The sequence below is a fragment of the Streptomyces inusitatus genome (assembly GCF_014651115.1).
GTDB lineage: Bacteria > Actinomycetota > Actinomycetes > Streptomycetales > Streptomycetaceae > Streptomyces > Streptomyces amakusaensis.
The window spans coordinates 1-24,550 of sequence record NZ_BMWG01000029.1 but is presented as its reverse complement, the minus strand read 5'-3'; the positions used below and the strand labels follow the sequence as shown (position 1 = coordinate 24,550).

At 72.2% G+C, this 24,550-nt stretch carries 21 protein-coding genes; 8 read left to right on the top strand and 13 right to left on the bottom strand.

What is annotated here, in order from left to right; all coding sequences use genetic code 11:
- Positions 1–59 precede the first annotated feature (59 nt).
- The 3 genes from IE247_RS30475 (at position 60) to IE247_RS30465 (ending at position 1,694) form a co-directional block, all read left to right on the top strand.
- Positions 60–269: a ferredoxin gene (locus tag IE247_RS30475; RefSeq protein ID WP_190126563.1), complete on the top strand. Its 210-nt coding sequence runs from the start codon at positions 60–62 to the stop codon at positions 267–269.
- A 123-nt stretch (positions 270–392) separates the two neighbouring features.
- Positions 393–869 carry a MarR family winged helix-turn-helix transcriptional regulator gene (locus IE247_RS30470; protein ID WP_229869450.1) on the top strand — a complete coding sequence of 159 codons (477 nt, stop codon included), beginning with the start codon at positions 393–395 and terminating at the stop codon, positions 867–869.
- Between the two features lie 162 nt (positions 870–1,031).
- Complete coding sequence (locus IE247_RS30465) at positions 1,032–1,694, top strand: isochorismatase family protein (protein ID WP_190126562.1); 663 nt, start codon at positions 1,032–1,034, stop codon at positions 1,692–1,694.
- Between the two features lie 119 nt (positions 1,695–1,813).
- On the opposite strand, the gene IE247_RS30460 is transcribed toward IE247_RS30465, so the two are convergent.
- From IE247_RS30460 to IE247_RS30440, 5 genes are all read right to left on the bottom strand, one after another.
- Positions 1,814–2,266 carry an ASCH domain-containing protein gene (locus tag IE247_RS30460; protein WP_190126561.1) on the bottom strand — a complete coding sequence of 151 codons (453 nt, stop codon included), beginning with the start codon at positions 2,264–2,266 and terminating at the stop codon, positions 1,814–1,816.
- Between the two features lie 44 nt (positions 2,267–2,310).
- Entirely contained in the window at positions 2,311–3,309 is a 999-nt protein-coding gene (locus tag IE247_RS30455) for a DUF1109 domain-containing protein (protein WP_190126560.1), read from the bottom strand.
- Positions 3,302–3,583: a hypothetical protein gene (locus IE247_RS30450; protein WP_190126559.1), complete on the bottom strand. Its 282-nt coding sequence runs from the start codon at positions 3,581–3,583 to the stop codon at positions 3,302–3,304. Before IE247_RS30450 ends, IE247_RS30455 begins: the two co-directional genes overlap by 8 nt.
- 214 nt (positions 3,584–3,797) lie before the next feature.
- Positions 3,798–4,568, bottom strand: a complete 771-nt coding sequence (locus tag IE247_RS30445; RefSeq protein ID WP_190126623.1) for an SAM-dependent methyltransferase — start codon at positions 4,566–4,568, stop codon at positions 3,798–3,800.
- A 99-nt stretch (positions 4,569–4,667) separates the two neighbouring features.
- A complete protein-coding gene (locus tag IE247_RS30440) occupies positions 4,668–5,603 on the bottom strand; it encodes an NAD(P)-dependent oxidoreductase (protein ID WP_190126558.1) in 936 nt (311 codons plus the stop codon).
- A gap of 142 nt (positions 5,604–5,745) precedes the next feature.
- Here IE247_RS30440 and IE247_RS30435 point away from each other — a divergent pair, with 142 nt between their 5' ends.
- On the top strand, positions 5,746–6,765 hold the full coding sequence (locus IE247_RS30435; RefSeq protein WP_190126557.1) for a GlxA family transcriptional regulator: 1,020 nt from the start codon (positions 5,746–5,748) through the stop codon (positions 6,763–6,765).
- 49 nt (positions 6,766–6,814) lie between these two features.
- Here IE247_RS30435 and IE247_RS30430 read toward each other — a convergent pair whose 3' ends face one another.
- Genes IE247_RS30430 through IE247_RS30420 form a run of 3 tightly spaced genes read right to left on the bottom strand, consistent with a single transcriptional unit; the run spans position 6,815 to position 10,122 of the window.
- Positions 6,815–9,223 (bottom strand): ATP-binding cassette domain-containing protein, encoded by a 2,409-nt coding sequence (locus tag IE247_RS30430; protein WP_190126556.1) that lies wholly within the window; start codon positions 9,221–9,223, stop codon positions 6,815–6,817.
- Between the two features lie 52 nt (positions 9,224–9,275).
- Positions 9,276–9,692 carry a VOC family protein gene (locus IE247_RS30425; RefSeq protein ID WP_190126555.1) on the bottom strand — a complete coding sequence of 139 codons (417 nt, stop codon included), beginning with the start codon at positions 9,690–9,692 and terminating at the stop codon, positions 9,276–9,278.
- 10 nt (positions 9,693–9,702) lie between these two features.
- Entirely contained in the window at positions 9,703–10,122 is a 420-nt protein-coding gene (locus IE247_RS30420; protein ID WP_190126554.1) for a helix-turn-helix domain-containing protein, read from the bottom strand.
- A gap of 132 nt (positions 10,123–10,254) precedes the next feature.
- Between IE247_RS30420 and IE247_RS30415 the strand changes: the two genes are divergently transcribed.
- Complete coding sequence (locus IE247_RS30415) at positions 10,255–10,752, top strand: hypothetical protein (RefSeq protein WP_190126553.1); 498 nt, start codon at positions 10,255–10,257, stop codon at positions 10,750–10,752.
- Positions 10,753–10,774: 22 nt separating this feature from the next.
- On the opposite strand, the gene IE247_RS30410 is transcribed toward IE247_RS30415, so the two are convergent.
- A complete protein-coding gene (locus tag IE247_RS30410; RefSeq protein WP_190126552.1) occupies positions 10,775–11,944 on the bottom strand; it encodes an acyl-CoA dehydrogenase family protein in 1,170 nt (389 codons plus the stop codon).
- A 157-nt stretch (positions 11,945–12,101) separates the two neighbouring features.
- Between IE247_RS30410 and IE247_RS30405 the strand changes: the two genes are divergently transcribed.
- Positions 12,102–12,884 carry a GntR family transcriptional regulator gene (locus tag IE247_RS30405; protein ID WP_190126551.1) on the top strand — a complete coding sequence of 261 codons (783 nt, stop codon included), beginning with the start codon at positions 12,102–12,104 and terminating at the stop codon, positions 12,882–12,884.
- Positions 12,885–12,910: 26 nt separating this feature from the next.
- Here the strand turns inward: IE247_RS30405 and IE247_RS30400 are convergent, their stop codons facing one another.
- Entirely contained in the window at positions 12,911–14,431 is a 1,521-nt protein-coding gene (locus tag IE247_RS30400) for a C1 family peptidase (RefSeq protein WP_190126550.1), read from the bottom strand.
- Between the two features lie 591 nt (positions 14,432–15,022).
- On the opposite strand from IE247_RS30400, the gene IE247_RS30395 reads away from it, so the two are divergent.
- Entirely contained in the window at positions 15,023–17,359 is a 2,337-nt protein-coding gene (locus tag IE247_RS30395; protein WP_190126549.1) for a chitinase C-terminal domain-containing protein, read from the top strand.
- Positions 17,360–17,499: 140 nt separating this feature from the next.
- Here the strand turns inward: IE247_RS30395 and IE247_RS30390 are convergent, their stop codons facing one another.
- From IE247_RS30390 to IE247_RS30380, 3 genes are all read right to left on the bottom strand, one after another.
- Positions 17,500–19,983, bottom strand: a complete 2,484-nt coding sequence (locus IE247_RS30390) for a penicillin acylase family protein (RefSeq protein WP_190126548.1) — start codon at positions 19,981–19,983, stop codon at positions 17,500–17,502.
- Between the two features lie 261 nt (positions 19,984–20,244).
- The gene (locus IE247_RS30385) at positions 20,245–21,192 is read right to left on the bottom strand and encodes a GNAT family N-acetyltransferase (RefSeq protein WP_190126547.1); all 948 of its coding nucleotides are present in this window, start codon (positions 21,190–21,192) and stop codon (positions 20,245–20,247) included.
- A gap of 100 nt (positions 21,193–21,292) precedes the next feature.
- The gene (locus IE247_RS30380; RefSeq protein WP_190126546.1) at positions 21,293–22,462 is read right to left on the bottom strand and encodes an alpha/beta hydrolase family protein; all 1,170 of its coding nucleotides are present in this window, start codon (positions 22,460–22,462) and stop codon (positions 21,293–21,295) included.
- Between the two features lie 297 nt (positions 22,463–22,759).
- On the opposite strand from IE247_RS30380, the gene IE247_RS30375 reads away from it, so the two are divergent.
- Positions 22,760–24,436, top strand: a complete 1,677-nt coding sequence (locus IE247_RS30375) for an ATP-binding cassette domain-containing protein (RefSeq protein WP_229869449.1) — start codon at positions 22,760–22,762, stop codon at positions 24,434–24,436.
- Positions 24,437–24,550: the final 114 nt, after the last annotated feature.

Genomic DNA, 24,550 nt, shown 5'->3' with positions numbered 1-24,550 from the left:
GCGGCGGACGGCAGACGGCAGACGGCAGACGGCAGACGGCAGACGGGAGCCGAGGGGACATGCGGGTCGAGGTCGACAGGGATGTGTGCGTCGGGGCGGGTCTGTGCGTGCTGACCGCCCCGGAGGTGTTCGCCCAGGACGACGACGGGCTGAGCGGGCTGCTGCCGGGGGCCGGAGGGCGCTTCGGCGCGGAGGTGCGGGAGGCGGCGCGGCTCTGCCCGGTGCGGGCCATCAGCGCCGTCCGGGAGGAAGGGCCGGAGGGGCCCTGAGCGGGGTCCGGGGAGGGTGAGGTGACGACCGCCGCCTTCGCGTGCCGTCCGGCCGGGCGGGCGGGCGGCGATGGCGCTCCGCCTGCGAGAATGTTGCGTACGCACGCAAGGAGGAGGCGGACCATGCCACGGACAGATCCCGTCACCATGTCCCGGTCGTTCAAGGTCGGGGTGTGGCGCTCGCTCATGGAAGTCCACAACGCGGTGCTGGGAGAGATCGAGCACGAGCTCGCGGAGCGTCACCGTCTGTCGGTGAGCGAGTTCGACGCGCTGGTGAACATCCCCCTGGCCGGCACCCGGCTGAAGGACCTCAAGGAGCGGATCGTCCTCACCCAGAGCGCGGTCAGCAGGCTCTGCGACCGGCTGGCGCAGCGCGGTCTGGTCACCCGTACCCCGATCGAGGAGGATCAGCGGGGCGCGATGATCACTCTGACGGACTCGGGCCGGAAGCTGCTGCGCGAGGCGGTGCGGACCAATGCCGAGGTGGTGCAGCGGTCGTTCGCCGATCCCCTCTCGCGGGACGAGCTGCTGGCGCTGCATGAGGTCTTCGGGCGGCTGAAGGCCGGCGGGCAGCCGAGGGAGTGCGACGTCTCCGAGTGAGACAGCGGGCCCGGAACCCTTGTGGCACAAGGGTTCCGGGCTTTTCCGTGTGACCGGGAACAGATCCCGCAGAGGCTGGTTATGATGAATGCGCAAGCAACAAACTGCTCGCACAGGCTCTCGCCACGGCCGCCCCGGCGGCCCGACCTCAAGGAAGCGGACATGAGCGGCAACAGCTACCTCACCGACCGGCTGACCCCCGAGAACACCGGCATCCTGCTCGTCGACCACCAGAGCGGTCTGATACTGGGCGTCCAGGACCACGACCAGAACCAGGTCCGCCGCAACGCGCAGGCCCTGGCCCGTACCGCCAAGGTCTTCGGTCTCCCGATCGTGGCCACCACCTCGGCCCCTCAGGGGCCCAACGGCCCGCTCCTGCCGGAGCTGGTCGCGGAGCTTCCCCAGGGGACTCCGATCATCCACCGCAGCGGTGAGGTCGACGCCTTCGACGACCCGGCCTTCGACGAGGCGGTCCGCGCGATGAACCGGCCGAACCTGGTGATCGCGGGCGTCATCACCGACGTCTGCCTGATGTTCGCCTCCCTCTCCGCCCTCGGCCGCGGCTACAAGGTCCACTCGGTGCTCGACGCCTCCGGGACCACGAACACCCTGGCGCGGGAGACCTCCCTGTTCCGTCTGCAGAACGCGGGCGCCACGCTCAACAGCACCGTCGGAGTCATCTCCGAGCTGCTGCGCGACTGGAAGAACCCCGGCGGCCCCGGCACCGCCGACATCTTCGGCAACCTCGCGATGCCGTTCTACGGAGCGGTGAGCGCCAGCCACGCCTCCGCCTTTGCCGCCGGCTCCGGCGACAGCCGCGGCTGACCTCCGTACCCGTTGACAGCGCTCGGCGCGGTCCGCCCCACTTCCGGGGCGGGCCGCGCCGAGCCGCGTCATGGTGCCCGCCGTGAGCGCGGTGCGCGCCGCCTCCCGTCCGGCGGGCCTCAGGAAGCGGTGGCGGACACTCCGGCGACGACACGGAAGCGTTCAAGGACCACGGGAGTGGTGTCGTCGACGGTGAAGCCGGGATCGCCGAGCGCGGTACGCATCCCCTCGCTGTGCCAGAACGCCTCGTGGGCCCGCCGCCAGCCGGCCACCGTGGTGTCGCCCTCGGCCACCGCGTGCGCGAGGTCCACCTCGCTCAGCGGCACCACGCGTACGGCCGTCACCTCGATGACGGCGACCGGGCGCTCCGCCGAGTCCAGGACCACCGACCGGTCCCCGACCCGGGGCAGCGGCTCGCGCTCGCGCTCGTACTCGGTGAGCAGTGATGCCGTGGCCGTCTTCGATCCGTCGAGGACGGCGGCGACGAGCTTGTCGCGCAGCGGCCCGGGGAACCCGAACTCGGCCGGGGGCAGGGCGGTTGCGGCATCGGCGGGGATCGGGGCTGCGGTCATGCCGTCATCCTATGCGGGCGGGGAGAGCCACCCGCCGGGAGGACTCAGTGGAATCCGCCGCGCCGGAGCGGCTGCGGGCGGGGGAAGACTCCGTCCACGGGCGGTCTGCCGCGCGGGACGGCGGCGTCCTGTTCGACCGGCGGGGCGAGCGGGGCCTTGCCGGGGGGTTCGGTGGGCGGGCGCTGGTCGGAGGGCTGTCGGTGCTCGGCCGGGGGCGGCGGGGGCGGGGTGCGATGGCGGTGGCGCGCGGCGGCCTGACGAGGGGGCCGGAGCATGGTGATGAGACGGACGAGCTGCTGGAAGCAGGCCAGGGCGGCGAGGGACGGCAGGGCCGCGGCCGCCGCGTCGGTGAACGTCCGGGGCGCCTGGGCGACACAGAGCAGCGTGGCGAGGAGGGAGAAGGCGAGGACCACGGACCAGGAGTGCACCGCCCGCCGCCGGTGGAGCGAGGCGCGCAGGATGGACAGGGAGGCGACGGTCCAGGGGCCGTAGACCAGCAACGGCCACCAGCTGACGAGCCCCTGGGAGATGCGCGGGTCGGCGATGCTCCGCAGCGGATCCAGGGCGATCATGACGCCGAGGGCGCTCACCATGGAGACGATGACGGCGGCGACCGCCGCGATGAGGAAGCTGACGACCCGCATCAGCACCACCCGGGGACTCCGGGCGGGCTGCCTGCGACGACGGCGGTGGGGCGGGGGCGGCCCGAGCGGCACGGCGGCGGGCCCCGGCGGACCCTGGTGCGGAAGGTCGACCGGCGATTCGTGCCCGTGCCCGTGATCGTGGACATGGCCGTGAACATGGGCGGAAGCGTGGGCGGGAGCGAGATCGAATTCATGGGTGTCGGAGGTCTGGAGCAGCTGTTCCAGTTCCTCGTTGGGATCCCAGGTGGCGTCCAGCTGCTCCATTCCCACCGGAACGACCGGCTGATAGACGGTCATCGGATCGCCGGGCACCGGAATATAAGCGTCCTCCCAGGGGACGTATCCGCTCCGGTCGGGGTAGGGGGCGGCACCGCCGTAGGTGTCGTACTCGTCATACATGGACGACGCGCCCCGTCCAATCGTCACCGTGCCCGGCCGAGGACTCGTGCGGCATGCCGGACAGCCGGTGGAAGTCGGCCTGGATCTGGCCGATCGCCGCCAGCAGATCCCTGAGCACCGAGGAGGCGTACGTCAGCTCGATACGCCGGTCCTCCTGCTGAAGGATCGTCTCTCCGCCCGAGCCGGAGACAAATGCCCATGCGCCCATGGTGACCGCGGCGGGGCCGGCGGCACGTCCCGCGGTGACCGCGGATGGAGTCCTCGTTCTCGTCATATTCCGAATAACGACAGAATCAGCACACCTGATGTGTAGCAACCGGGCGATATCTTTAGGCCGCACGGGCGGTTTATCCGGCAATTACATCGCCTTTTACGACGAGAGTAGAAACAGTTCGTCGAAACTCCTTTCGAGCAAGGGCGAATCCGGCGCGGACGGAACGGACCGGCGGCCGGGGTACGGAGATCCCCCGGCCGCCGGTCCGTTCGGTTCAGCTCTTGCGGCCGACCCCGCCCAGGGCGATGGTGTCGCCCTCGGGCCCGGCGGCCGAAGGGTCCGGCCGCCACCGGGCCAGCGGCACGACCCCGGGCTCCAGCAGCTCCAGGCCGTCGAAGAACCCGGCGATCTCCTCGTGGCTCCGGAGGAAGTAGGGCGCGGCCCCGCTCTCGTTGTAGCGGCGGGTGGCCTCGGCGTTGGCCGGGTTGGTGTCGACGCTGTCGTTGAACACCAGATAGCTGCCGGACGGCAGGGCGGCCATCAGCCGGTCCACGATGGAGCGGGCCCGCCGGTACTCGGTGACATGGCCCACCACCTGCATCAGCGTGAGCGCCACCGGCCGGGTGAGGTCGAGCGACTGCGCCGCCTGCCGGATGATCGCCTCGGGGTCGTGGAGATCGGCGTCGATGTAGTCGGTGGCGCCCTCCGGGGTGCCGACCAACAGGGCCCGGGCATGGGCCAGTACCAGCGGGTCGTTGTCCACATAGACGACGCGCGAGGAGGGCGCGACCCGCTGGGCGATCTGATGGGTGTTGTTCGCGGTGGGCAGGCCGGTGCCTATGTCCAGGAACTGACGGATGCCCACCTCGCCGGCCAGATGCTCCACGGCCCGGCCGAGGAACGCCCGGGAGTCGCGGGCGAGGTCGACGACCCCGGGGAACTGCGCGCGGAACGCCTCGCCGACCTCCTGGTCGATGGCGTAATTGTCCTTCCCGCCCAGCCAGTAGTTCCAGATCCGGGCCGAGTGCGGCAACGAGGTGTCCATGGTCGTCCCCTGCCCCTTGGCCTGTGTGTCGGCGCTCACGCGGTGAACCTCCTGGTCGTGGTCGGTCGGCCCAGTATCCCCGTACCGAGCCCCCCGGCTTCACCGGCCCGGGGTGTGCCCGGCGTCCCGAGTGTCCACCGTATTCGCCCCGCCCGCCGGGCTCTTGGGGTTTCTCAGCACCTCGATCACGCTCGCGTAGCTGCTGGATCCGTGGCCCGCCGCGCTGGCCCGCTCCATGACGGCCCTGAGCAGTTCGGGCAGTCCGTTGTCGAGACCGCGCTCCCCCGCCGCGTGGATGAGGTGTCCGACCGTCGAGATCTGTACGTCGACGGTGGCGTCGTCGCCCGGGTAACTGCCCGCGTCCACCTGGGAGGCGTAGGTGGTGAGGAAATCGTTCACGGTGGCCAGCCAGCGGATCGCGATCGGGGTGAAGGCCGTGGCGCTCGTGCCTTCCGTGCCGACCAGGGCGGTGCCGTGCAGCCAGCCCGTCATGGTGGACCACATCAGCCCGAGGAGGGCGGCGTCGTAGAGGGAGGCGAGGCCCGGGGCCGGCCCGAGGTGGAGGGGGTCGCCGAGGGCCGCCAGGGTGGCCCGGTGGGTCTCGAAGACCTCCGGCGCGCCGCTGTACAGGAACATCCGCCCCGGGTCGCCGACCCCGGGCGGGGTGGTCATGATCGCGCCGTCGAGGTACTCGGCCCCGTGCGCCCCGGCCCACGCGGCGGCCTCCTCCGCCTGCTCCGGGGAGTTGGAGGTGAGATTGACCAGGGTCTTGCCGGCGAGGGACCCGGCGACGGGGTCGAGGACGCCGTGCACGGCGTCGTGGTCCAGTACGCAGACGACGACGAGGGAACCGGCGGCGACCGCCTCCCCGGGGGTGGCCGCGACCCGGGCTCCGCGCTCGGCCAGGGCCCGGGCCTTCTCGGGCGAACGGTTCCACACGGTGGTCGGGTGCCCCTGTTCGAGCAGAGCGGTGGCCAGTGCCGATCCCATCAGGCCCAGTCCGATGACGGTGACGGCGGGAAGGCCGGTGTTCATGTGGTGCTCCTTGCGGTTCTCACGGTTCCTGTTATTCGAGCACGCGTTCGATCGCGTATGGACAACGTTCTCAGCGCGCGCCCGCCCGGGACAGTGACGGGAGTGACAGGCGGCACCAGATTCCTGCCATACGCTTCGGGGCATGAGCGCTGGTTCCGTCGCCCTGGTCGTACCTCCCGGTATCGGGGTCCCCTCGTGGGACCTGTACGAACTGAGCATCCCCTGCACCGTCTTCGGGAAGCCGCAGCCCGATCTGGCCGACCACTGGTACGAACTGCGGCTCTGCGAGGTCGGGGGCTCGTGGGGCGGCGGCGGTACGGACGGGGCGGCCGGGCTGTCACTGCGGACGCCCTACGGGCCCGGGGACCTGGTCGGCGCGGACACGGTCATCGTGACGTCGGTGCCCGACGCCTGTGTGGACGAGGGCGCGCCGGTGCCGCCGGAGCTGGTGGAGGCGCTGCGGCTGGCCCATGACGCGGGCGCGCGGATGGTGTCGCTGTGCACCGGCGCGTTCGCGCTGGCGGAGGCGGGGCTGCTCGACGGCCGGCGGGCGACCGCCCACTGGATGCACACCGCTCAACTGGCCGAGCGCTACCCCGAGGTGGAGGTGGACGACTCGGTGCTCTATGTGGACGACGGCGATGTGCTCACCAGCGCGGGGCTGACCGCCGGACTCGACCTCTGTCTGCATCTGGTCCGGCGCGATCTGGGCGCGCGGGTCGCCAATCAGCTGGCGCGGCGGATGGTGGTGCCCGCGCACCGGGTGGGCGGGCAGGCCCAGTTCATCGAGTCGTCGGTGCCGGACACCGACGACGAGGGGCTGGGGCCGGTGCTGGAGTGGGCCCGTGAGCGGCTGTCCGATCCGCTGACCGTCGACGATCTGGCCCGGCGCGCCGCGATGAGCCCCCGGACGTTCTACCGGCGGCTGCACGCGGCGACCGGGACGACACCGCTGCGCTGGCTGCTCCAGCAGCGGCTGGGGCAGGCCCAGGCGCTGCTGGAGTCCACCGGGCTGCCGGTCGAGAAGGTGGCGGAGCTGAGCGGGCTCGGCACGGCCAACAATCTCCGGCACCACTTCGTCAAACATGTCGGGGTGTCGCCCGGCGCGTACCGGCGGGCCTTCCCCCGGGCGGTGAACGGCCCGCCCTCCGCCGCCCGGTGAGCACGGGTCACCGGGCGGGGAAGGGCGGGCCGGGCGGCGAAAGGGCCGGTCAGCCGCCGATGTAGGCCGCGAGATGCTCGCCGGTGAGGGTGGAGCGGTCGGCGACGAGGTCGGCGGGGGTTCCCTCGAAGACGATCCGGCCGCCGTCGTGGCCCGCGCCGGGGCCGAGATCGATGATCCAGTCGGCGTGGGCCATGACCGCCTGGTGGTGCTCGATGACGATGACCGACTTGCCGGAGTCGACCAGCCGGTCGAGCAGGCCGAGCAGCTGCTCGACATCGGCGAGGTGAAGACCGGCGGTCGGCTCGTCGAGTACGTAGACCCCGCCCTTCTCCGCCATGTGGGTGGCCAGCTTGAGCCGCTGCCGCTCGCCGCCGGAGAGCGTGGTGAGCGGCTGACCGAGGCTGAGGTAGCCGAGTCCGACGTCGGCGAGGCGGACGAGGATGGCGTGCGCGGCGGGAGTGCGCGCCTCGCCCGAGCCGAAGAACTCCTCGGCCTCGGTCACCGACATCGCGAGCACCTCGCTGATGTCACGGCCGCCGAGGCGGTATTCGAGCACCGCCGCCTGGAACCGCTTCCCCTCGCACTCCTCGCAGGTGGTGGCCACCCCGGCCATCATCGCCAGGTCGGTGTAGACGACCCCGGCGCCCTTGCAGTTGGGGCAGGCCCCCTCGGAGTTGGCGCTGAACAGCGCGGGCTTCGCGCCGGTGGCCTTCGCGAACGCCTTGCGGATCGGGTCGAGGAGTCCGGTGTACGTGGCGGGGTTGCTCCGCCGTGAGCCGCGGATCGCCTCCTGGCCGATCGAGACCACATTCGCGCCGGCCTCCCCCGACCGGTGCGGCAGCGACCCGTGCACGAGGGAGCTCTTGCCCGAGCCGGCGACGCCGGTGACGACGGCGAGCACCCCGAGCGGGATGTCGACGTCGATGTCGCGGAGGTTGTGCTTGCTCGCGCCGCGGATCTCCAGCTTGCCGGTGGGCTCCCGTACCGCCTTCTTGAGGGTGGCCCGGTCGTCGAAGTGGCGGCCGGTGACGGTGGCGCCCGCCCGCAGCCCGTCGACGGTGCCCTCGAAGCAGACCTGGCCGCCCGCCGGGCCCGCGCCGGGGCCGAGGTCGACGATGTGGTCGGCGATCGCGATCGTCTCCGGCTTGTGCTCCACGACGAGGACCGTGTTGCCCTTGTCCCGCAGTCGCAGCAGCAGGTTGTTCATCCGCTGGATGTCGTGGGGGTGCAGCCCGGTGGTCGGCTCGTCGAAGACATAGGTGGTGTCGGTGAGCGAGGAGCCGAGGTGGCGGATCATCTTGACGCGCTGCGCCTCGCCGCCCGACAGCGTTCCCGAGGACCGGTCGAGCGAGAGATAGCCGAGTCCGATCTCCACGAAGGAGTCGAGGGTCTGCCCCAGTGTGGCGAGCAGCGGTGCCACCGAGGGTTCGTCGAGGCCCCGGACCCAGTCGGCGAGGTCGCTGATCTGCATCGCGCAGGCGTCGGCGATGCTGATCCCGCCGATCCGGGAGGAGCGGGCGCCCTCGCTGAGCCGGGTGCCCTCGCACTCGGGGCAGGAGGTGAAGGTGACCGCCCGGTCGACGAAGGCCCGGATGTGCGGCTGCATCGCCTCCCGGTCCTTGGCGAGGAACGACTTCTGGATCTTGGGGATCAGTCCCTCGTAGGTGAGGTTGGCGCCCTCGACCTTCACCTTGGTCGGCTCGCGGTAGAGGAAGTCCTGCATCTCCTTCTTGGTGTACTTGCGAATCGGCTTGTCCGGGTCGAGGAAGCCCGACTCGGCGTAGAGCCGCACGGTCCACCAGCTGTCCGACTTCCAGCCGGGGATGGTGAACGCGCCCTCCGCGATGGATTTTGAATCGTCGTAGAGCTGGGTGAGGTCGATGTCGGAGACCGCGCCCCGGCCTTCGCAGTTGGGGCACATGCCGCCGGTGCGGGTGAAGGTCTGCTTCACGGTCTTGCTGCCTGCCCCGCGTTCGACCGTGATCGCGCCGCTCGCCCGGACGGAGGGGACGTTGAAGGAGAAGGCGTTGGGCGAGCCGATGTGGGGCCGCCCGAGCCGGCTGAAGAGGATGCGCAGCATCGCGTTGGCGTCGGTGGCGGTGCCGACGGTGGAGCGGGGGTCGGCGCCCATCCGCTGCTGGTCGACGACGATCGCGGTCGTCAGTCCTTCGAGCACATCGACCTCGGGCCGTGCCAGCGACGGCATGAAGCCCTGGAGGAAGGCGCTGTAGGTCTCGTTGATCAGCCGCTGCGACTCCGCCGCGATCGTGCCGAACACCAGGGAACTCTTGCCCGAGCCGGAGACGCCGGTGAACACCGTCAGCCGGCGCTTCGGTATCTCGACGCTGACGTCCTTGAGGTTGTTCACGCGCGCGCCGTGCACACGGATCAGATCGTGGCTGTCGGCGGTGTGCGACGCGGGCGGCCGCGTGTCCGTCCTCTTGGCCTTGCTCATCGTCTCTCCATCGTGTTCGAGACCGCCCTCGCGGTCTCTTTCGGGGCGGTCCTCAGCGCTGGTGGGGCTGGGTGAAGCGGAGCATATTGCCGGCCGGGTCCCGGAAGGCGCAGTCGCGGACGCCGTAGGGCTGGTCGATCGGCTCCTGGAGCACCTCGCCGCCCGCGGCCCGGACGCGTTCGAAGGTGGCGTCGCAGTCGTCGGTGGAGAAGATCACTCCGCGCAGTACGCCCTTGGCCAGCAACTCCGCCATCACCTGCTTGTCGGCCGGCGAGGCGGTGGGGTCGGCGAGCGGCGGTTCGAGGACGATCTCCACATCGGGCTGCCGGGGTGAGCCCACGGTCACCCAGCGCATCCCCTCGAAGGAGACGTCGTTCCGTACCTCAAGGCCGAGGGCGTCGCGGTAGAAGGCGAGCGCCTTGTCGTGGTCGTCGACCGCGATGAAACACTGTGAGAGCTTGATGTTCATGCCTTCGAACCTACGAGGCGGCGGCGGATTTCGCTTCTCCGATCCTGACCGGTCTCGTACGGATCTTGGCGACGCACGCCGGGATCGCGGCTCCGGCCTCGTGGCGGCGGGCCCGGTAGGCGCTGGGGGTCTCTCCGACCAGCTCGGTGAAGCGCGAGCTGAAGGATCCCAGCGAGGTGCTCCCGACCGCGAGGCAGACCTCGGTGACATTCATGTCGCCGCGCCGCAGCAGGGCCTTCGCGCGCTCGACACGGCGGGTCATCAGATAGTTGTAGGGCGTCTCCCCGAAGGCGGCCCGGAAGCTGCGGGAGAAGTGCCCGGGCGACATGAGGGCGACTCTCGCCAGCGCGGGCACATCCAGCGGCCGCGCGTAGTCGCGGTCCATCACATCCCGCGCGCGGCGCAGCCGTACCAGGTCTTCCAGGGTCATGCCCACCAGCATCGCACGGCGGTGCCGGGCTTGTGGGGGTGTCGGTGCGGTACGGGGACGGCACGGCCGTGGGACGCTCGGTCCGCGCGCCCGCGAAGCCGCGGCGGGCACGGAGGCGGCGCAGGAGGCCCGGTGGATGTCAGCACGTTCTACGCACTCTTCTCGGCCACCTGTTTCACCCTGGTCGGACTCTGGTGGAACGTGGTGCAGAGCCATCCCGACTGGATGCGGGTCCCGGCGATGCGCCGGATCGTGGGCGGGATCTATCTCTCCTTTCTGCTGCCGGCTCTGATGGGGCTGTTCGCGCAGGTGGGAGGTACTGGTACGCCGGGGATCTGGCGGGCCAGCTTTGTGGTCGTCTCGGTGGTCGGCTGTCTGTCGACGCTGCGTCTGCTGGCCCAGGGCTCCCGGGACGACTCCTCCGCCTCCCTGGTGCTGCCCCAGCTGGGGGCGGCGGCCGTCTATCTGCTGATCGCGGTCGTGGGGCTGGCCCCGGAGCTGGCGGACCCGCTCGGTCTCCGGCCGATCCAGGCGGAGGCGATTCTGCTGAGCCTGCTGATCCTCCTCGGCCACGGTCTGGTGTGGCGGTTCATGGTCGGCTCGGGGCGGCCCGCCGGGGCGTCCGGCTAGGGAGTGTCCACCCGGGGGGGGCTCAGGTCAGGGAGGGCGGTCCCCAGCGGGTGAGGTCGAAGGTGGGGTGCTGCGCCGCCGCGTTGGCGTCGCGCCAGATCCGCTGGAGCGGGTCGGTGTCGTAGATCGCGCCGGAGCCGGCCGCCTCGAAGACGGTGTTGACGATCCGCCGGCAGTCGGTCCCGGCCCAGGCGATGTCACGGCGTACGGCGGCCCGCTCCCGCGCGGTGCCGCCGGGCGTCGCGGAGGCGGCGAGCCGGGCGAGACCGGTCAGCAGCAGCGCCTCGGCGGCATCGGTGCGGGCGAGGAGCGCGGGTGCGTCCGCGCCCGCCGCGACGCGTCCGCGCTCCAGCAGGGCGTCGACGGCGGCCCGGGCCGTGCCGAGGAGTACGCCGGCGAGGGGGAGCGTCCCGACGGTGGTGAACGCCATGCGGTAGGCGGGGGTCGGGGGCCGGTCGTACGGGGTGGGCAGGGCCGGGTCGAGCCCGCTGAGCGGGAGGGCCCGGTGTGCGGGGACGACGGTCTCGGACAGGGTGAAGGAGCGGCTGCCGGTGGCGCGCAGTCCGCTGGTGCGCCAGTCGTCCACGGGCTCGGTGTCGTCCACCGGGATCAGCATGACGTGGGGTTCCGGTTCCGCCCCGGCCGTGCGCGGGGCCGGGATTCCGGCGAGGACCCACCGCGCGTGGTCGATCCCGCTGCAGAACCGGCCGCGCAGATCGCGCAGGAGGTAGCCCTCGGCCACCTTCCGCGCGGGCGGTCCGGCGATCCGCAGCTGGAGGGCGACCCGGTTGTCCGGGGCGGCGAAGACCTCGCGGCGGGCCCGTTCCGGCAGCTGGGCGACGGCCCAGGTGTTGCCGCCGAGGACGGCGCGCAGCCAGCCGGTCGAGGCGCAGCCCCTGGCGAGCGCGGCGGTGGTGAGAAGGGCGGTGTCGAAGCCGAGGCCGAGGCCGCCCCACTCGCGGGGGGTGAGGACATGGAGGAGTCCGGCGGCGTCGAGCCGTCGGACGGTGTCGTGGGGGACGGCGCGGCGCGCCTCCGCCTCGGCGGCCCGTTCGGCGAACAGGGGGGCCAGGGCGTGCGCGGCGGCGAGGGCCTCGTCATGGCCGCGCGGGGCCCCGGGCGCTCCGGTGTCCTGAGACGCCGGTGCGGCGGATGCGGCGGATGCGGTGGGCGGCGGGGCGGTGTGCGTCATCGGCGGCCCGGCTCCGTTCTGGCCTGGTCTGGTCTGGCCTGGTCTGCGGTCTCGTGGCGGTGGGCGGCTCTTCGATCGAAGTTAGGGTGCCCATAGTTAGATTGGATCCGATTCAGAGGCCATCGTCAAGCGCGGCCGGTGGCGGATACTGATGCCCATGCCGTCCCGCACCCCTTCCCCGTCCGGCAAGAACCCCACGGTCGAGCGGAGGGTCTTCGATCTGCTCAACGCGGAGATCCTCGATCTGCGTCTGGAGCCGGGGGCCCATATCGTCACCGAGACCGTGGCGGAGAGCCTGGGCGTCTCCCGGCTGCCGGTGCGCGAGGCGCTGCGCGCGCTGGCGGGGCGGGGGCTGGTGGAGGTCCATCCGCACCGGGGGGCCTTCATCCCCCGGCTGGGCCCGGAGGATCTGGACCGGATCGTCGAGACCGTCGAGGCACGGGCGAGGCTGGAGCCCTGGGCGGCGGAGCTGGCGGCCGGGCGGCACCGCGCGGATCAGCTCGCCGAGCTGGACGCGGCGCTCGCCCTCGGGCTGGAGGCGCTGCGGAACGGGAACCGTCCGGCGGCCAACCGCGCGCACCGCGCGTTTCTGCGGCTGCTGACCCTGATGTCCGGGCACACGACGCTCATCGAGACGCTGGAGCCCCTCCAGTACCGCACCATGCTGGCCTTCGTGTCGGTCGTGATGACCGCGGAGCCCCAGGGGTGGGAGTCCCACCGGCTGGTGCGGGACGCCGTGGCCGACCGGGACGGGGCCGCCGCGAGCACGGCGATGAGGCGTCATCTGGACGAGGTGCTGGAGGCGCTGCGGCTGCCGGGGAACGTCGTGGCGGCGACCGTGGGCCGGGGCGCCCGGACCGGCGGCCGCAAGCCGGGCGGGCGGCGGCTCGCGGCGCTGCGGCTGGAGACCGGGCCCGCGGCGGAGCCCTCGGCACAGTGATGCCGGGGCCCAGGGCTCCCCCGCGCTCAGAGGCGGTGGCCCCGGACCCCGAGGTCGAGGCCGCCCGCCGAGGTGTGGCCGGAGAAGACGCCCTTGGCCCAGGTGTGCGCGAGCAGCCGGAATCGCCGGCCGCCGCCGGGCAGCGGGACGGCGAGGTCGAGGATGTGCGGCCGGCTGCCGTGGGGGCCGCCCGAGGCGCGGAGGGCCTGTCCGTCCCCCGTCGTGTAGACGGCGGCGAAGGGGTGGGCCGACACGATGTCCAGTCTGCCGCGCACCCCGTCGTGGTTCATCTCCCAGACCCCCGTCCAGTCGGGGGCGGTGAAGCCCTGGGCGGGTGCGCCGGGAAGCTCGGCGCGGCCGAGGCTCAGCCCGAACGGGGTGCCGTTCCAGGTGGTCCAGCCCGCCGCGCTGTCGGGGTCGCCGCCGAAGACGTACGCCCGGAACTCCTGTCCGGCGGGTGTTCCCGGGCGGAGACGGCCGGGGAGGTCGGCGACCCAGAAGTGCAGTCCCTGGCCGTTCTGGGTGGTGACGCCGTTGACGTCGTAGGCCTGCCCGTTGCGGTAGTAGTCGCCCAGTTTGGTCGGGGCGTGCGGGTCGCTCCGGTAGTCCGTGGTCCGGCGGATCACGAGATCGCCGCGCCAGCCGTCGTGGTCCATCCGCCAGCGGCCGATCCAGAAGGCGTCCCACTGCGGGGCGGCGTCGGGGGCCTGGACGGCGGTGACATAGCGGCCTCCGATGACCGGCCAGTCGGCGGAGTCGTAGGACAGCTCCAGGAACTCGCCCTCGCCCCAGGAGTTCTTGACCGTGTAGACGCGCCGGGCCCGGTCGTACCCCACCAGCAGCAGACAGTGCCCGGGGAGGTCCGCGACGACTTCGTGGCCCTCGGCGAGCACGGCTTCCACCTGGGCGGGCGAGGGCGAGTCCGGCAGGGCCGCGAATCCGGTCACCCGGAAGCGGGCCGAGCGGCGGGCGCGGGTGGGCACATGGGCCTCCAGATATTCAAACGCGTCCACCTCCTCCTGGACGCACCCCGGGCCGAGGGATCCGCTCGCCGGGGTGGCGTGCCGGAGCAGGTCCATCGCCCAGCCGTCGAGATAGGGGGCGAGCGACTCCTCGGGGAGAGCGGTCCGGGCGAGCTTGTCGACGATGTCGGAGCCGCCCTGGAAGTCCCAGTAGGAGCTGTTGTTCTCGGGGTGTGTGCCGGTGCTCGCGTAGTCGGGGCGGAGTTCGCCCGCCTTGTGCACATGGAAGGCGAACTGCTCCGAGAGGTCGATCTCGATGCCGTGGGCGCGTTTGTACGCGGCCTCGACGGCGGCGCAGGCCGCGAAGGCGCAGCAGGTGCCGCGGCTGCCCTGGTCCCGGAATCCGGTCTGATGGCGGGTCAGGGAGACGGCCTCACGGGCCGGGGCGGCGGGCGGGACGCGCACCAGTCCGTTGAGAAGGGCGGCGTCGTTGGCGCGGCGCACGGCGCGCCGGTGTGCGGCGGGGTCGTCGAGCAGATGCCGCTTGGCCTCGGCGATGTCTTCGAAGCGCAGGGGTCGTGGCATGCGCCGTCCTCCGGTCTGTGGGTTCGGCCGGTCGGGCCGGTGCGTGCGCTCGCGAGACGCGGGGCGGGGCGGGGAAAGCAGGGGGAAGTGGGAATCAGCATGAAGATTAGTCGTCACCATGAGCGACCAAACGATTCTTCACGGTCACTGGAAAGCGTGGTTTACCAACGGCTTCACGGGATTGTTCCGGCGCGTCCCATCGGCGGGAATCACGGGGTGAACGGCGGCCGCGGTCACCGCCGATCGGATTTCGACAGCGGCCATTCGAATATCATCCTTTGTTACTTACCGCTGGTCGTACCGTCTCTCCGGGGGCTCCGGGCGGCCCGCGCGCGATGCGCGGCGCGAGGCGCAAGGCATGGCTCGGACCGATATCGACGCAGGCCAACGGCCTCTCTCACGAAGGTAAATGGTCCAGACCTATTGACGTATTGGTCCAGTCCTTCCTAATCTCTGCGTCACCCTCTGTTGATTCCGGTTCGGGCGAACGCCCATCGGAGTCCAACGCACTTCACCCCCACACATGTTGAGCAAGGCCGATCACCCCGCGCCCCCCACGGGCGCCGGGCCCCCCACCAGGAGGATCCGACCGTGCTGTCCCCCACCCGTACACGGGCAACGCTGCTCTCGGCAGGCGCGGCCGTCGCCGCGCTGCTGGCCGGCGCGCTGTCGCCCGGCGTCGCACAGGCGGCCCCCGCGGCGCCGGTGGCGCCGCCCACGACTCCCCACGAGTCGTGTCGCCCCGACGGTCTGTACAAGACGCCCGGCGTCGACGTCCCGTACTGCTCGGTCTACGACACCGAGGGCCGCGAGAAGATGGGCGCGGACCATCAGCGCCGCATCATCGGCTACTTCGCCAACTGGCGCACCGGCAAGGACGGCAGGCCCGCCTACCTCGCCTCCGACATTCCGTGGGACAAGATCACCCACATCAACTACGCCTTCGCGGCGGTCGACTCCGCGAACAGGATCACCGTCGGCACGGACGGACCGAACAACCCCAACACCGGGATCACCTTCCCCGGCGTCCCGGGCGCGGAGATGGACCCGTCGCTGGCGTACAAGGGCCACTTCAACCAGCTGACGAAGTTCAAGAAGCAGCACCCCGACGTCAAGACCCTGATCTCGGTCGGCGGCTGGTCGGACACCGGCGGCTACAACGACGACAACGGCAATCGGGTCAACTCCGGCGGCTTCTACTCGATGACCACCAACGCCGACGGTTCGGTGAACCAGGCGGGCATCAACACCTTCGCCGACTCGGCCGTGGCCTTCATCAAGAAGTACGGCTTCAACGGCGTCGACGTGGACTACGAGTACCCGACGACGATGAAGGACGCGGGCAACCCGCTGGACTGGCAGCTCGCCAACGGGCGGCGCGCCGGTCTCGTCAAGAGCTACTCCGTCCTGATGAAGACCCTCCGCGAGAAGCTGGACCGGGCCGGCGCGGCCGACGGCAAGCACTACCTGCTGACCGTCGCCGCCCCCTCCTCGGGCTATCTGCTGCGCGGGATGGAGACGTTCCAGGTCCAGCAGTACCTGGACTACGTCAACATCATGTCGTACGACCTGCACGGCACCTGGAACGAGCACGTCGGTCCCCAGGCCTCGCTCTTCGACGACGGCAAGGACTCGGAGCTGGCGGGGGCGAACGTCTACTCCACCGCCCAGTACGGCGGCATCGGGTACCTCAACACCGACTGGGCCTACCACTACTTCCGCGGTTCGATGCCCTCCGGCCGCATCAACGTGGGCCTGCCGTACTACTCGCGCGGCTGGAAGAACGTCCAGGGCGGCACCGACGGTCTGTGGGGCAAGGCCGCCTCGACCACCTGCCCGGCCGGACAGAATCTGACCAAGTGCGGTGACGGCGCGGTCGGCATCGACAACATCTGGCACGAGACGGACACCGCGGGCAAGGAGGCCCCCGCCGGCTTCAACCCGATGTGGCACGCCAAGAACCTGGAGAAGGGGATCGTCGGCGACTACGTCACCAAGTTCGGTCTCCCCGCCGACACCAAGCTGACCGGCACCTACGTCCGCAAGTACGACTCGACGCTGGTCGCGCCGTGGCTGTGGAACGCGCAGAAGAAGGTCTTCATCTCCACCGAGGACGAGCAGTCCATCGCCACGAAGGCCGACTACGTGGTCGACAAGGGCATCGGCGGCACGATGATCTGGGAGCTGGCGGGCGACTACCGCTGGAACGCCGCCAAGGGCCAGTACGAGCCCGGTGACACCCTCACCAACCTGATGTACCAGAAGTACAAGACCGCCACCCCGTACGGCAACAAGAAGACGAACATCGCGCTGCCGGCCGAGGCGGTCAAGGTGGACGTGGAGCTGGGCCAGTTCGCGCTGGGCGACTCCAACTACCCGATCAGCCCCAAGATGAAGATCACCAACAACACCACCAAGCCGCTGCCCGGCGGCACGGAGTTCCAGTTCGACTACGCGACCTCCGCGCCCGGCAACGCCAAGGACCAGTCCGGCTTCGGTGCGACGGTCATCCGCAGCGACCACACGGGCAACAACAACATCGGCGGCCTGAAGGGCGACTTCCACCGCGTCTCGCTGAAGCTGCCGGCCTGGCAGTCGGTGGCCCCCGGTGCCTCGGTCGAGCTGGACTTCGTCTACTACTCGCCGACCTCCACCCCGTCCAACTGGACGGTCGCCTTCGGCGGCAAGACGTACTCCCTCGCCGGTGACCTGGCGCGCGGTGTCACGATCGTCGAGCCGACCGACGGCTCGGGCCCCGGCGGCCCCGGCGGCACCTGCACCAACCCGGCCTGGGCCGTGACTGGCGAGTACCCCGCCAACACGACCGTCTCCCACAAGTCCCGCAACTACAAGGCCAAGTGGTGGACGAAGGGCGATGAGCCCGGCGCCAGCCAGTGGGGCGCCTGGCAGGACCTGGGCGCCTGCTGATCCCCTCCTGATCCCGAAGGCCCCCGGCGGCGGTGTCCCTGGCCTTGCCGCCCCCGGGGGCCTTCGCCATGTCCCGGACACGACGGAGCCCGTCGTGCGCCGATTCGGCGGACGACGGGGCTCCTGGCCGCTGTCGGGGATCAGGCGCGCTCGCGCACCGTGACGACCCTCAGCTCCGGCGAGGCGAGGATGTCCTTCTCGCAGAAGCGGGGGGTCACCCACTTCTTCTCGGCCATCAGCCGGGTCTGGTCGCTGGAGTGCGGGGAGAGCGGGTTGGAGGACTGCCCGTACGTCAGCAGGGTCCGGGCCACCGGGCACCGGGAGCCGTCCCAGGTCACCGCCTGGATATGGCTGGTGCCGTGGACCATCTCCGTGTAACCGCCGACCGCCGGGTCCCAGACGCCGATCATCATGTTCCACACACCGAGCTCGTGCGGGCCGCCGTGCACGGGGATCCGCGATCCGCCGCGCTCGACGAAGTGGTGCTCGCCCCAGGGGGCGTCCAGTGCGGTGTTGACGGAGCGCAGCTCCTGCACGGTGTCCGCCAGGGCCCGCGCCACGGCGGGCTCGTCCGTGGCGAGGGTGTGCGGGGTGCGCACCGGGTCGGCCGCCGAGAACGGCGTCCTCCAGAGCCGCTCCTCGGGCAGCGCCCCGGTCAGCCGGTTCCAGAAGCGCTGGAAGAGCAGCGCGCCCCGGCTGTCGGCGTCGGTCGTGCGGTCCCACCGCTCCAGCACTCCGCAGGCCGCCGACACATCGACGACGGCCCCGTCCGTGGCGGTCGCGCTCCCGCCGGGCAGTGCGGCGCAGGCGCGTGCCGTGTCGGCGGCGGCCATGTCTCCGGCCGGTGTCCGGTTGGCGAACTGGAGCCGCTGGGCGTCCTCGACGGTGAGCCCGCCGCGCCGTGTCATCGCCGCGAGGTCCTCGATGCCGCCGCGGGTGCGCAGCGAGCGGGAGGTGTCGAGGTCGCCGAAGACCCGCTCGTACCCCCGGATCGGGCGGTCGGCGTTGGCGAGCCAGGCGCTGTCGTTGGAATTGGCGGCGTACGGCGCGTCCTTCAGCGTCGGCATCTTCCCCGGGCCGAAGGTGCCGGGCTGGACGGCGTCCTTGTCCGTGCCGGGCGCGCAGGAGGCGCGCGAGCCGTCGAGGACGGCGAGGCCGGCGGCCGGGTAGACGGCGCGGCCCAGGGCGGTGGAGCAGCGTTCGGCCAGGGCGTCGGTGATTCTGGGGAGCACCTGGGACTGGGTGTAGAGGGTGCCGCCGCGCGAGTCGGCCGCGACGGTGTTCACCCACGGCAGGCCCTGGGTGCGGTTCAGCCCCTTCAGCATTCCGCCGGTGCTGCGCGCCTTGCCGAGGGCGAGTCCGGTGTCGAAGAACCGCATGTGGCTCGCGTTGGGGTCGCCGACGGCGTAGGCGCGGTCGGCGGTCCAGGGCAGCGGCAGCTCGCGGCCGAGCCCGTTGACGACGGGGCCGTACCGGGTCCACCACTGGGTACGGGTGACCGGGGCGCCGTCCTTCACCTCGACGGTGACGGTGCGCTTCCGCATCCGTTCCCGCTCGCCGTCGACCAGATAGACCGTCGGGTCCTTCGGGTCGAGCGTCAGCTCGTGCAGATTCATCGGGGTGCCGGTGGAGACGGTGTGGCTCCAGGCGACATGCCGGTTGTAGCCGATGTTGACGACCGGCGAGCCGAGCAGTGAGCCGCCTGCCACGTTCAGCTCGCCGGGGATGGTCTGGTGGGACTGCCAGAAGCGGCGGCCGCCCTGCCAGGGGTAGTGCGGATTGCCCAGCAGCAGGCCCCGGCCGTTCGCGGTGGTGTCGCCGTGGAAGGCGACGGCGTTGGATCCCATGCTCCGGCGGGCGTGGTCGAAGAGCTCCCGTGCTCCCCTGACGGCCCGGTCGGGGTCGACGGCCGCGTCGCTCGCCGCCCGGGCGGCCCCCGTGGCCGGCGGGGTGGCGGCGACGATGCCCTCGGTGGCCATGACCTGTCCGGCGGTCGCGGTCATCGCGTGGGAGAGCAGCGCGAGATCGTTGACGTCGACCGGGCGCACCCAGGAGCGGCCCCGGCAGGCCGGGTCGTCTGTCTCGTTCTGGGCGAGCCAGGCGTTGTAGCCCCTGGCCCAGCCGCGCAGCAGATCCTTGACCTGGCGGCTGGGCCCCTGGGGCGCGGGCCGGGCCAGAAGTCTCCCGGCCGTGCGGGTGTCCCGCAGCCCCTGGAAGTAGAGGTCGCTGCTGAGGTTGGTGCGCCCTCCCGACAGGGCGTTCTCGGGTTTCGCGGCCGCGCCGAAGTGGCGGGAGCGCTCGGCGCGGAGGGTGACGAAGCCGTCGGCGAGGACGCACACCTGGTCGGCGGCCTGGGCCCAGCCCGAGCCGAAGCCGAGCCGGGTGTAGTCGCTCGCGGTGATGTGCGGGATGCCGTATTCGGTGTAGCGGATGGTGGCCGAGAGGGACCCGGCCTTCACTCGGGACACCCGGTCGCCGGCCGGGCCGTCGGCGGTGGCGGCGGCCGTGGGCACAAGGGTCGTCGCGGTGGTCGCCAGCGCGATCGCGGCTATGGCGAGAGTACGGATTCGGCCGCCCCCGCGCGATCTTCCCGAAGGGGGTGCGGAAGAAGTACGGAAGAACAAAAGGTCTCCCAACCAGGGCTCTGACAAAGGTTGTTGTGGGCACCATGGACCGGTTGCCCACGCCAACCCATCAGGAGTCAATTCCCTTTGTCAAGGACGGAACTTCACCGCTGGAATCTGCGTCTTCACCGTGGTTCCGCGTGTGTTCCGGAGCCGATTCAGAACCGCTTCGGGGCCCATTCGGGGTCTATTCGGGGCCGAATTCCGGACAGGTAAAGGGCTCTCGAACCAGCCGTTCGAGAGCCCTCCGCGCACCTGGGGTCAGACGGGCCGGTGCTCCCAGCCGCGCGCCGTACGGGTCAGTTCGCGGAAGCCGTGCCGGGTCAGTTGGGCGATCTCCTCGGCCTCGTCGTCGGTGGCGTACGCCAGGATCCGGTCGCAGCCGCTCAGAGTCAGCCACTGGCGGGCCTCGGCGAGGAGCCGGCCGAGGAGTTCGGGGTGCGGGTCCTCGGGGAGTTCGAGATCGGCGATGTCGGCGAGGCCCCCGGAGCGCGCGTGCCGCTCCGGGCGTTCGAGGTTGGTGTCGAGTTCGATGTGGGCGACGGGCTCGCCGCCGCGCCGGGCGGTGAGCCGGGTGCCGAGTTCGCCGAGGGTGCGGTGGAAGGAGAGTCCCGGCAGCGGCGGCTCTCCGGGGGCGGGGAGCGCGGGAAGCTCATGGAGGGAGGCGATGAGCACCGTCTCGGTGTGGCCGGTGTGGACGAATCCGGCCCGCTCCAGGGTCGCTCGCACATGGGGCCACTGCTCGGGTACGCCGTAGACGCCGGGGGCGGGCAGCTGCCCGTCGGCGAGGCGGGCGCGGACGTGCCAGCGGGTGAGCTGGGCCAGGCAGGCGGACATCAGCTGCTCGGCGGGGTGCTCGGCCCAGCTCTCCGCGTCGGCGTCGGCGTCGGCGTCCGGCTCCGGGAAGTGGACGAACCAGGCGATGTGGCCGGTGTCCCGGTAGTCCTCGCCGACGTCCGGGTCGTTGCGGTAGCGCAGCAGATGGGCGGCTGCGGTGATCTGCCGCTCGCGCTCGGCGACGAGCGTGGTGCGCTCGGCGACCCAGGGGTCGGTGACGTACTCCTCCGGGCAGCGCTCAAGGCTGCTCAGGACGGTGTTGACCGAGACGGTCGCGCCGGGGACGACGGCGGCGGCGTGCGCGTTGACGAGGGTGGTGAGCTGGTCGCGGTCCTCGCGACGGAAAACGCGCACATGGGACATCGCAGGCATGAAAGGGCCTCCGTGGAGTAACGGTTGGGGGAGGCCGCCATGAGGTGCGGTACGCGAACGACCATAGCACCACGCCTTCGGAGGCACGCGGGCCGGGCGGTCAGCGGCCCCGGCTCCAGCGGAACTCGATCTCCGGGAAGCGGGCCGAGGGGCCGCGCAGCAGCGGGGCCGGGCGGTGGGCGAGGAACCGGCCGAAGAAGGCGACGGTGAACGCGCGCACGGCCGCGGTGGCCCGGTCCGGTGCGACGGTGCCCAGGAGCTCTCCCCAGAGCGGCTCGGGCCATCTCTCGCGCAGGCCGATGGCCTCGGCGTACCCGGGGAGATCGGTCGCGCTGAGGTGCCCGCCGCCGGCCAGGTGCAGATGGCGGCCCCAGCCCTGCTGGGCGGCCCGCCAGCGGGCCCAGGTCTCGTGGTCGGGTGAGGAGGTGAGCAGCAGGAAGGGGCGGTCCAGGCCCCGGTCGGCGACGGCGGTGCCGAACAGGCCGCCGTCGAGGTCCATGCCCGCGGCGAAACGGGGGTCCTGGCGCATCGCCTCGGCGGCCGCCGCGCCGCCCATCGAGTGGCCGAGGAGGCCGATGCGCCGGGGCGCGAGGCGGCGGGCGGTCAGCTCGTCGGCGACGAATCGCAGATCGGCGGCGCGCACGAAGGTCTCAAGACGGTCCTGGGCGTCCCAGTCCTCGGGCGCGGACGGCAGACTGCCGCGGATGAGCCGCCCGTCGGGGAAGTGGACGGCGGCGGCGTCATGGGTGTGGTCCACGGCCGCCACCAGATGTCCGTGCGAGGCGAGTTCGGCGGCGAGCGAGGTGGTCAGGGCGCGGACGGAGCCACGGCCGTGGCTGAGCAGGATCAGGGTGGGGCGGTCGGGGACCCGCCGCGCCTGCCGGACCCCGGTGCGCACCCGGGCGAGGGAGCCGGCCGCCACTCCCCACCCGGCCTCCAGCACCGCCGCGGTGGGCGCGTCCGTGTACCCGGCGTGGCCCTGGTCGGCAGGGCCCCGGCCGGCGGGGCCCTGTCCCGCGTGGCGCGCGGTGGGGAACCAGAGCTGCACCATCAGTTCGCGCGGCCCGGGACGGGACGCGAAGGGATCGGTGCGGCTGTGGTCGGTCGCCGGGAGGGAGCGGGTGCCGACGGGGTGCGCGCCGGTGGGCCGGGGCAGCGGCAGCGGGCCCGCGGCGGTGGCGGCGACGGCGGTGTGCGCGGCGGTGACGGGGAGCGCGGCCGCGGTGGCGGCCACCGCGGCTCCGAGCAGCAGGGAACGACGAGCGGGCACCGGCACCTCCGGGAGTCCCGGGTGCGGGGTGCGCCCGGATCACCGCACACCATAATTGGTCCGGACCATTTGGCGGGAGGGTCGGCGGAGGGACATGTCGATTCGTCAACTTCCGTGGTGAGTCGCCCCCTTGATGCCGTCACCACAACGCCGGAATCACCCCGCGCGGGTGAATTCGCCGTCGGCGGGCCGCCGCCAGGTGTGTCCGGTCCGGCATCGGGGCAGGGCTCGGGCAGCCGCCCCCGGTCCCCGTGCACGGTGCCGGGGTGGAGGGCGGCCGGGACGGTGAGTGCACGGGTGACGGAGACCGGACAGAAGGCTGCCGAGGGGGCGCGGATCCACGCGGCCGGGGCGGGACTGCGGCTGCGCGGCGGCAGGGACGTGCTGCGCGGGGTCACCCTCGAAGCGCCGCCGGGGCGGATCACCGCGATCGCCGGCGGCAGCGGCGCGGGCAAGACCCTGCTCCTGGAGACCCTCGCCGGGCTGCGGCGGCCGAGCAGCGGGCTGGTCGGCCACGACGGGGCCGACCCCGCCGAAGCCGCCGTGCCCTTCGGGTTCGTACCGCAGGAGGACATCCTGCACCGGGGGCTCGGGCTGCGGCAGAGCCTTCGGTACGCGGCCCGGCTGCGCGGCGCGGACGGCGAGGACGTCGACCGGGTGCTGCGGGAGCTGGGGCTGTGGGGATGCGCCGGGCAGAGCGTGGGAAGCCTCAGCGGCGGGGAGCGCAAACGGGCCGGGATCGCAGTGGAGCTGCTGACCCGGCCCCGGGCGCTCTTCCTGGACGAGCCGACCTCGGGGCTCGACCCGGCGACCGGCGCACGGCTGATGGACCTTCTCGGCCGACTCGCCGCCTCCGGCGTCACCGTGGTGCTGACCACCCACTCCCCCGCCGATCTGGCCCGCTGCGACCGGCTCCTCTTCCTCGCCCCCGACGGCTCCCCCGCCCGCGAGGGAACGCCCGGCGAGGTGCTCGGGCACTACGGGGCGGCCGACTTCACCGAGGTGTACACGGCGGTCGCCGAGGCCCCGGCGATCCGCCCGGCCCCGGAGCCCGCCGACCCGCCCGCGCCGCTCCCGGCCCGCCCAGCCCGCCGACCCGGGCCCCGGCCGGGGCCCGGGGCCCTCGCCCAGTGGCTGCTGCTCACCCGGCGCGGCGGCGAGCTGCTGCGCCGCGACCGGCTGTCCGCCGCGATCATGGTGGGTTCGCCGCTGATGATCGTGGCGATGTTCGCGCTGCTGTTTCGGCCGGGGGTCTTCGACCCGGCGCGGCCGGTCCCCTCCTCCACGGCGATGGTGCTGTTCTGGATCGCGTTCGGGGCGTTCTTCTTCGGGCTGGCCTACGGCCTCCTCCAGATCTGCGCCGAACTCGCGGTGGTGCGCCGGGAGCGGCTCACCGCCCTGCGCCTCGGCCCCTATCTCGCCGCCAAGGTCACCCTCCTGCTGCCCGTCCTCGCGATCGCGGACGCCCTGCTGCTGGTGGTGCTGCGGGCCGGGGACCGGCTGCCCGACGCGGGGGCCGGGGTGTACGGATCGCTCTTCGCCACCAGCGCCCTGGCGTCGGCGGCCGGGCTGGCGCTGGGGCTGCTCGTCTCGGCCGCCGTCTCGGACCCGGGGCAGGCCGCGCTGGCCCTGCCGCTGCTGTGCTTCCCGCAGGTGCTGTTCTCCGGCGCGTTCGTCCCGGTGCCGCTGATGGCGGCGGCCGGGCAGTGGATCGGCGCGGCGATGACCAACCGGTGGGCGTTCGAGGCGCTGGGCTCCGCCGCCGGTCTGGAGGAGCTGTGGACGCACGGGGCCTCGCCGCTGGGACCGCCGCTGCTCGCCTCGTACGGGGACAGCTTCGCGCACGCCCCCTGGTCGCGCTGGCTGATCCTGGCCGGCTTCACCGTGCTCTTCCTGAGCGCGGCCGGGTGGATGCTCCACCGCCGGTGCCCCACCCGGTCCCGGCCGCTCACCGGGGGCACGGGCCGCCGCTGAGCACGGGCCGCCGGACCGGCCGCCCAGGCCGGCCCGGCGGCCCGCCCTAGAGAGTGTCTTCAAAGTAGCGTCGTCCTCCCGTAGGGAGGGTCTGGCGGGGTCTGGTGCGTGCGA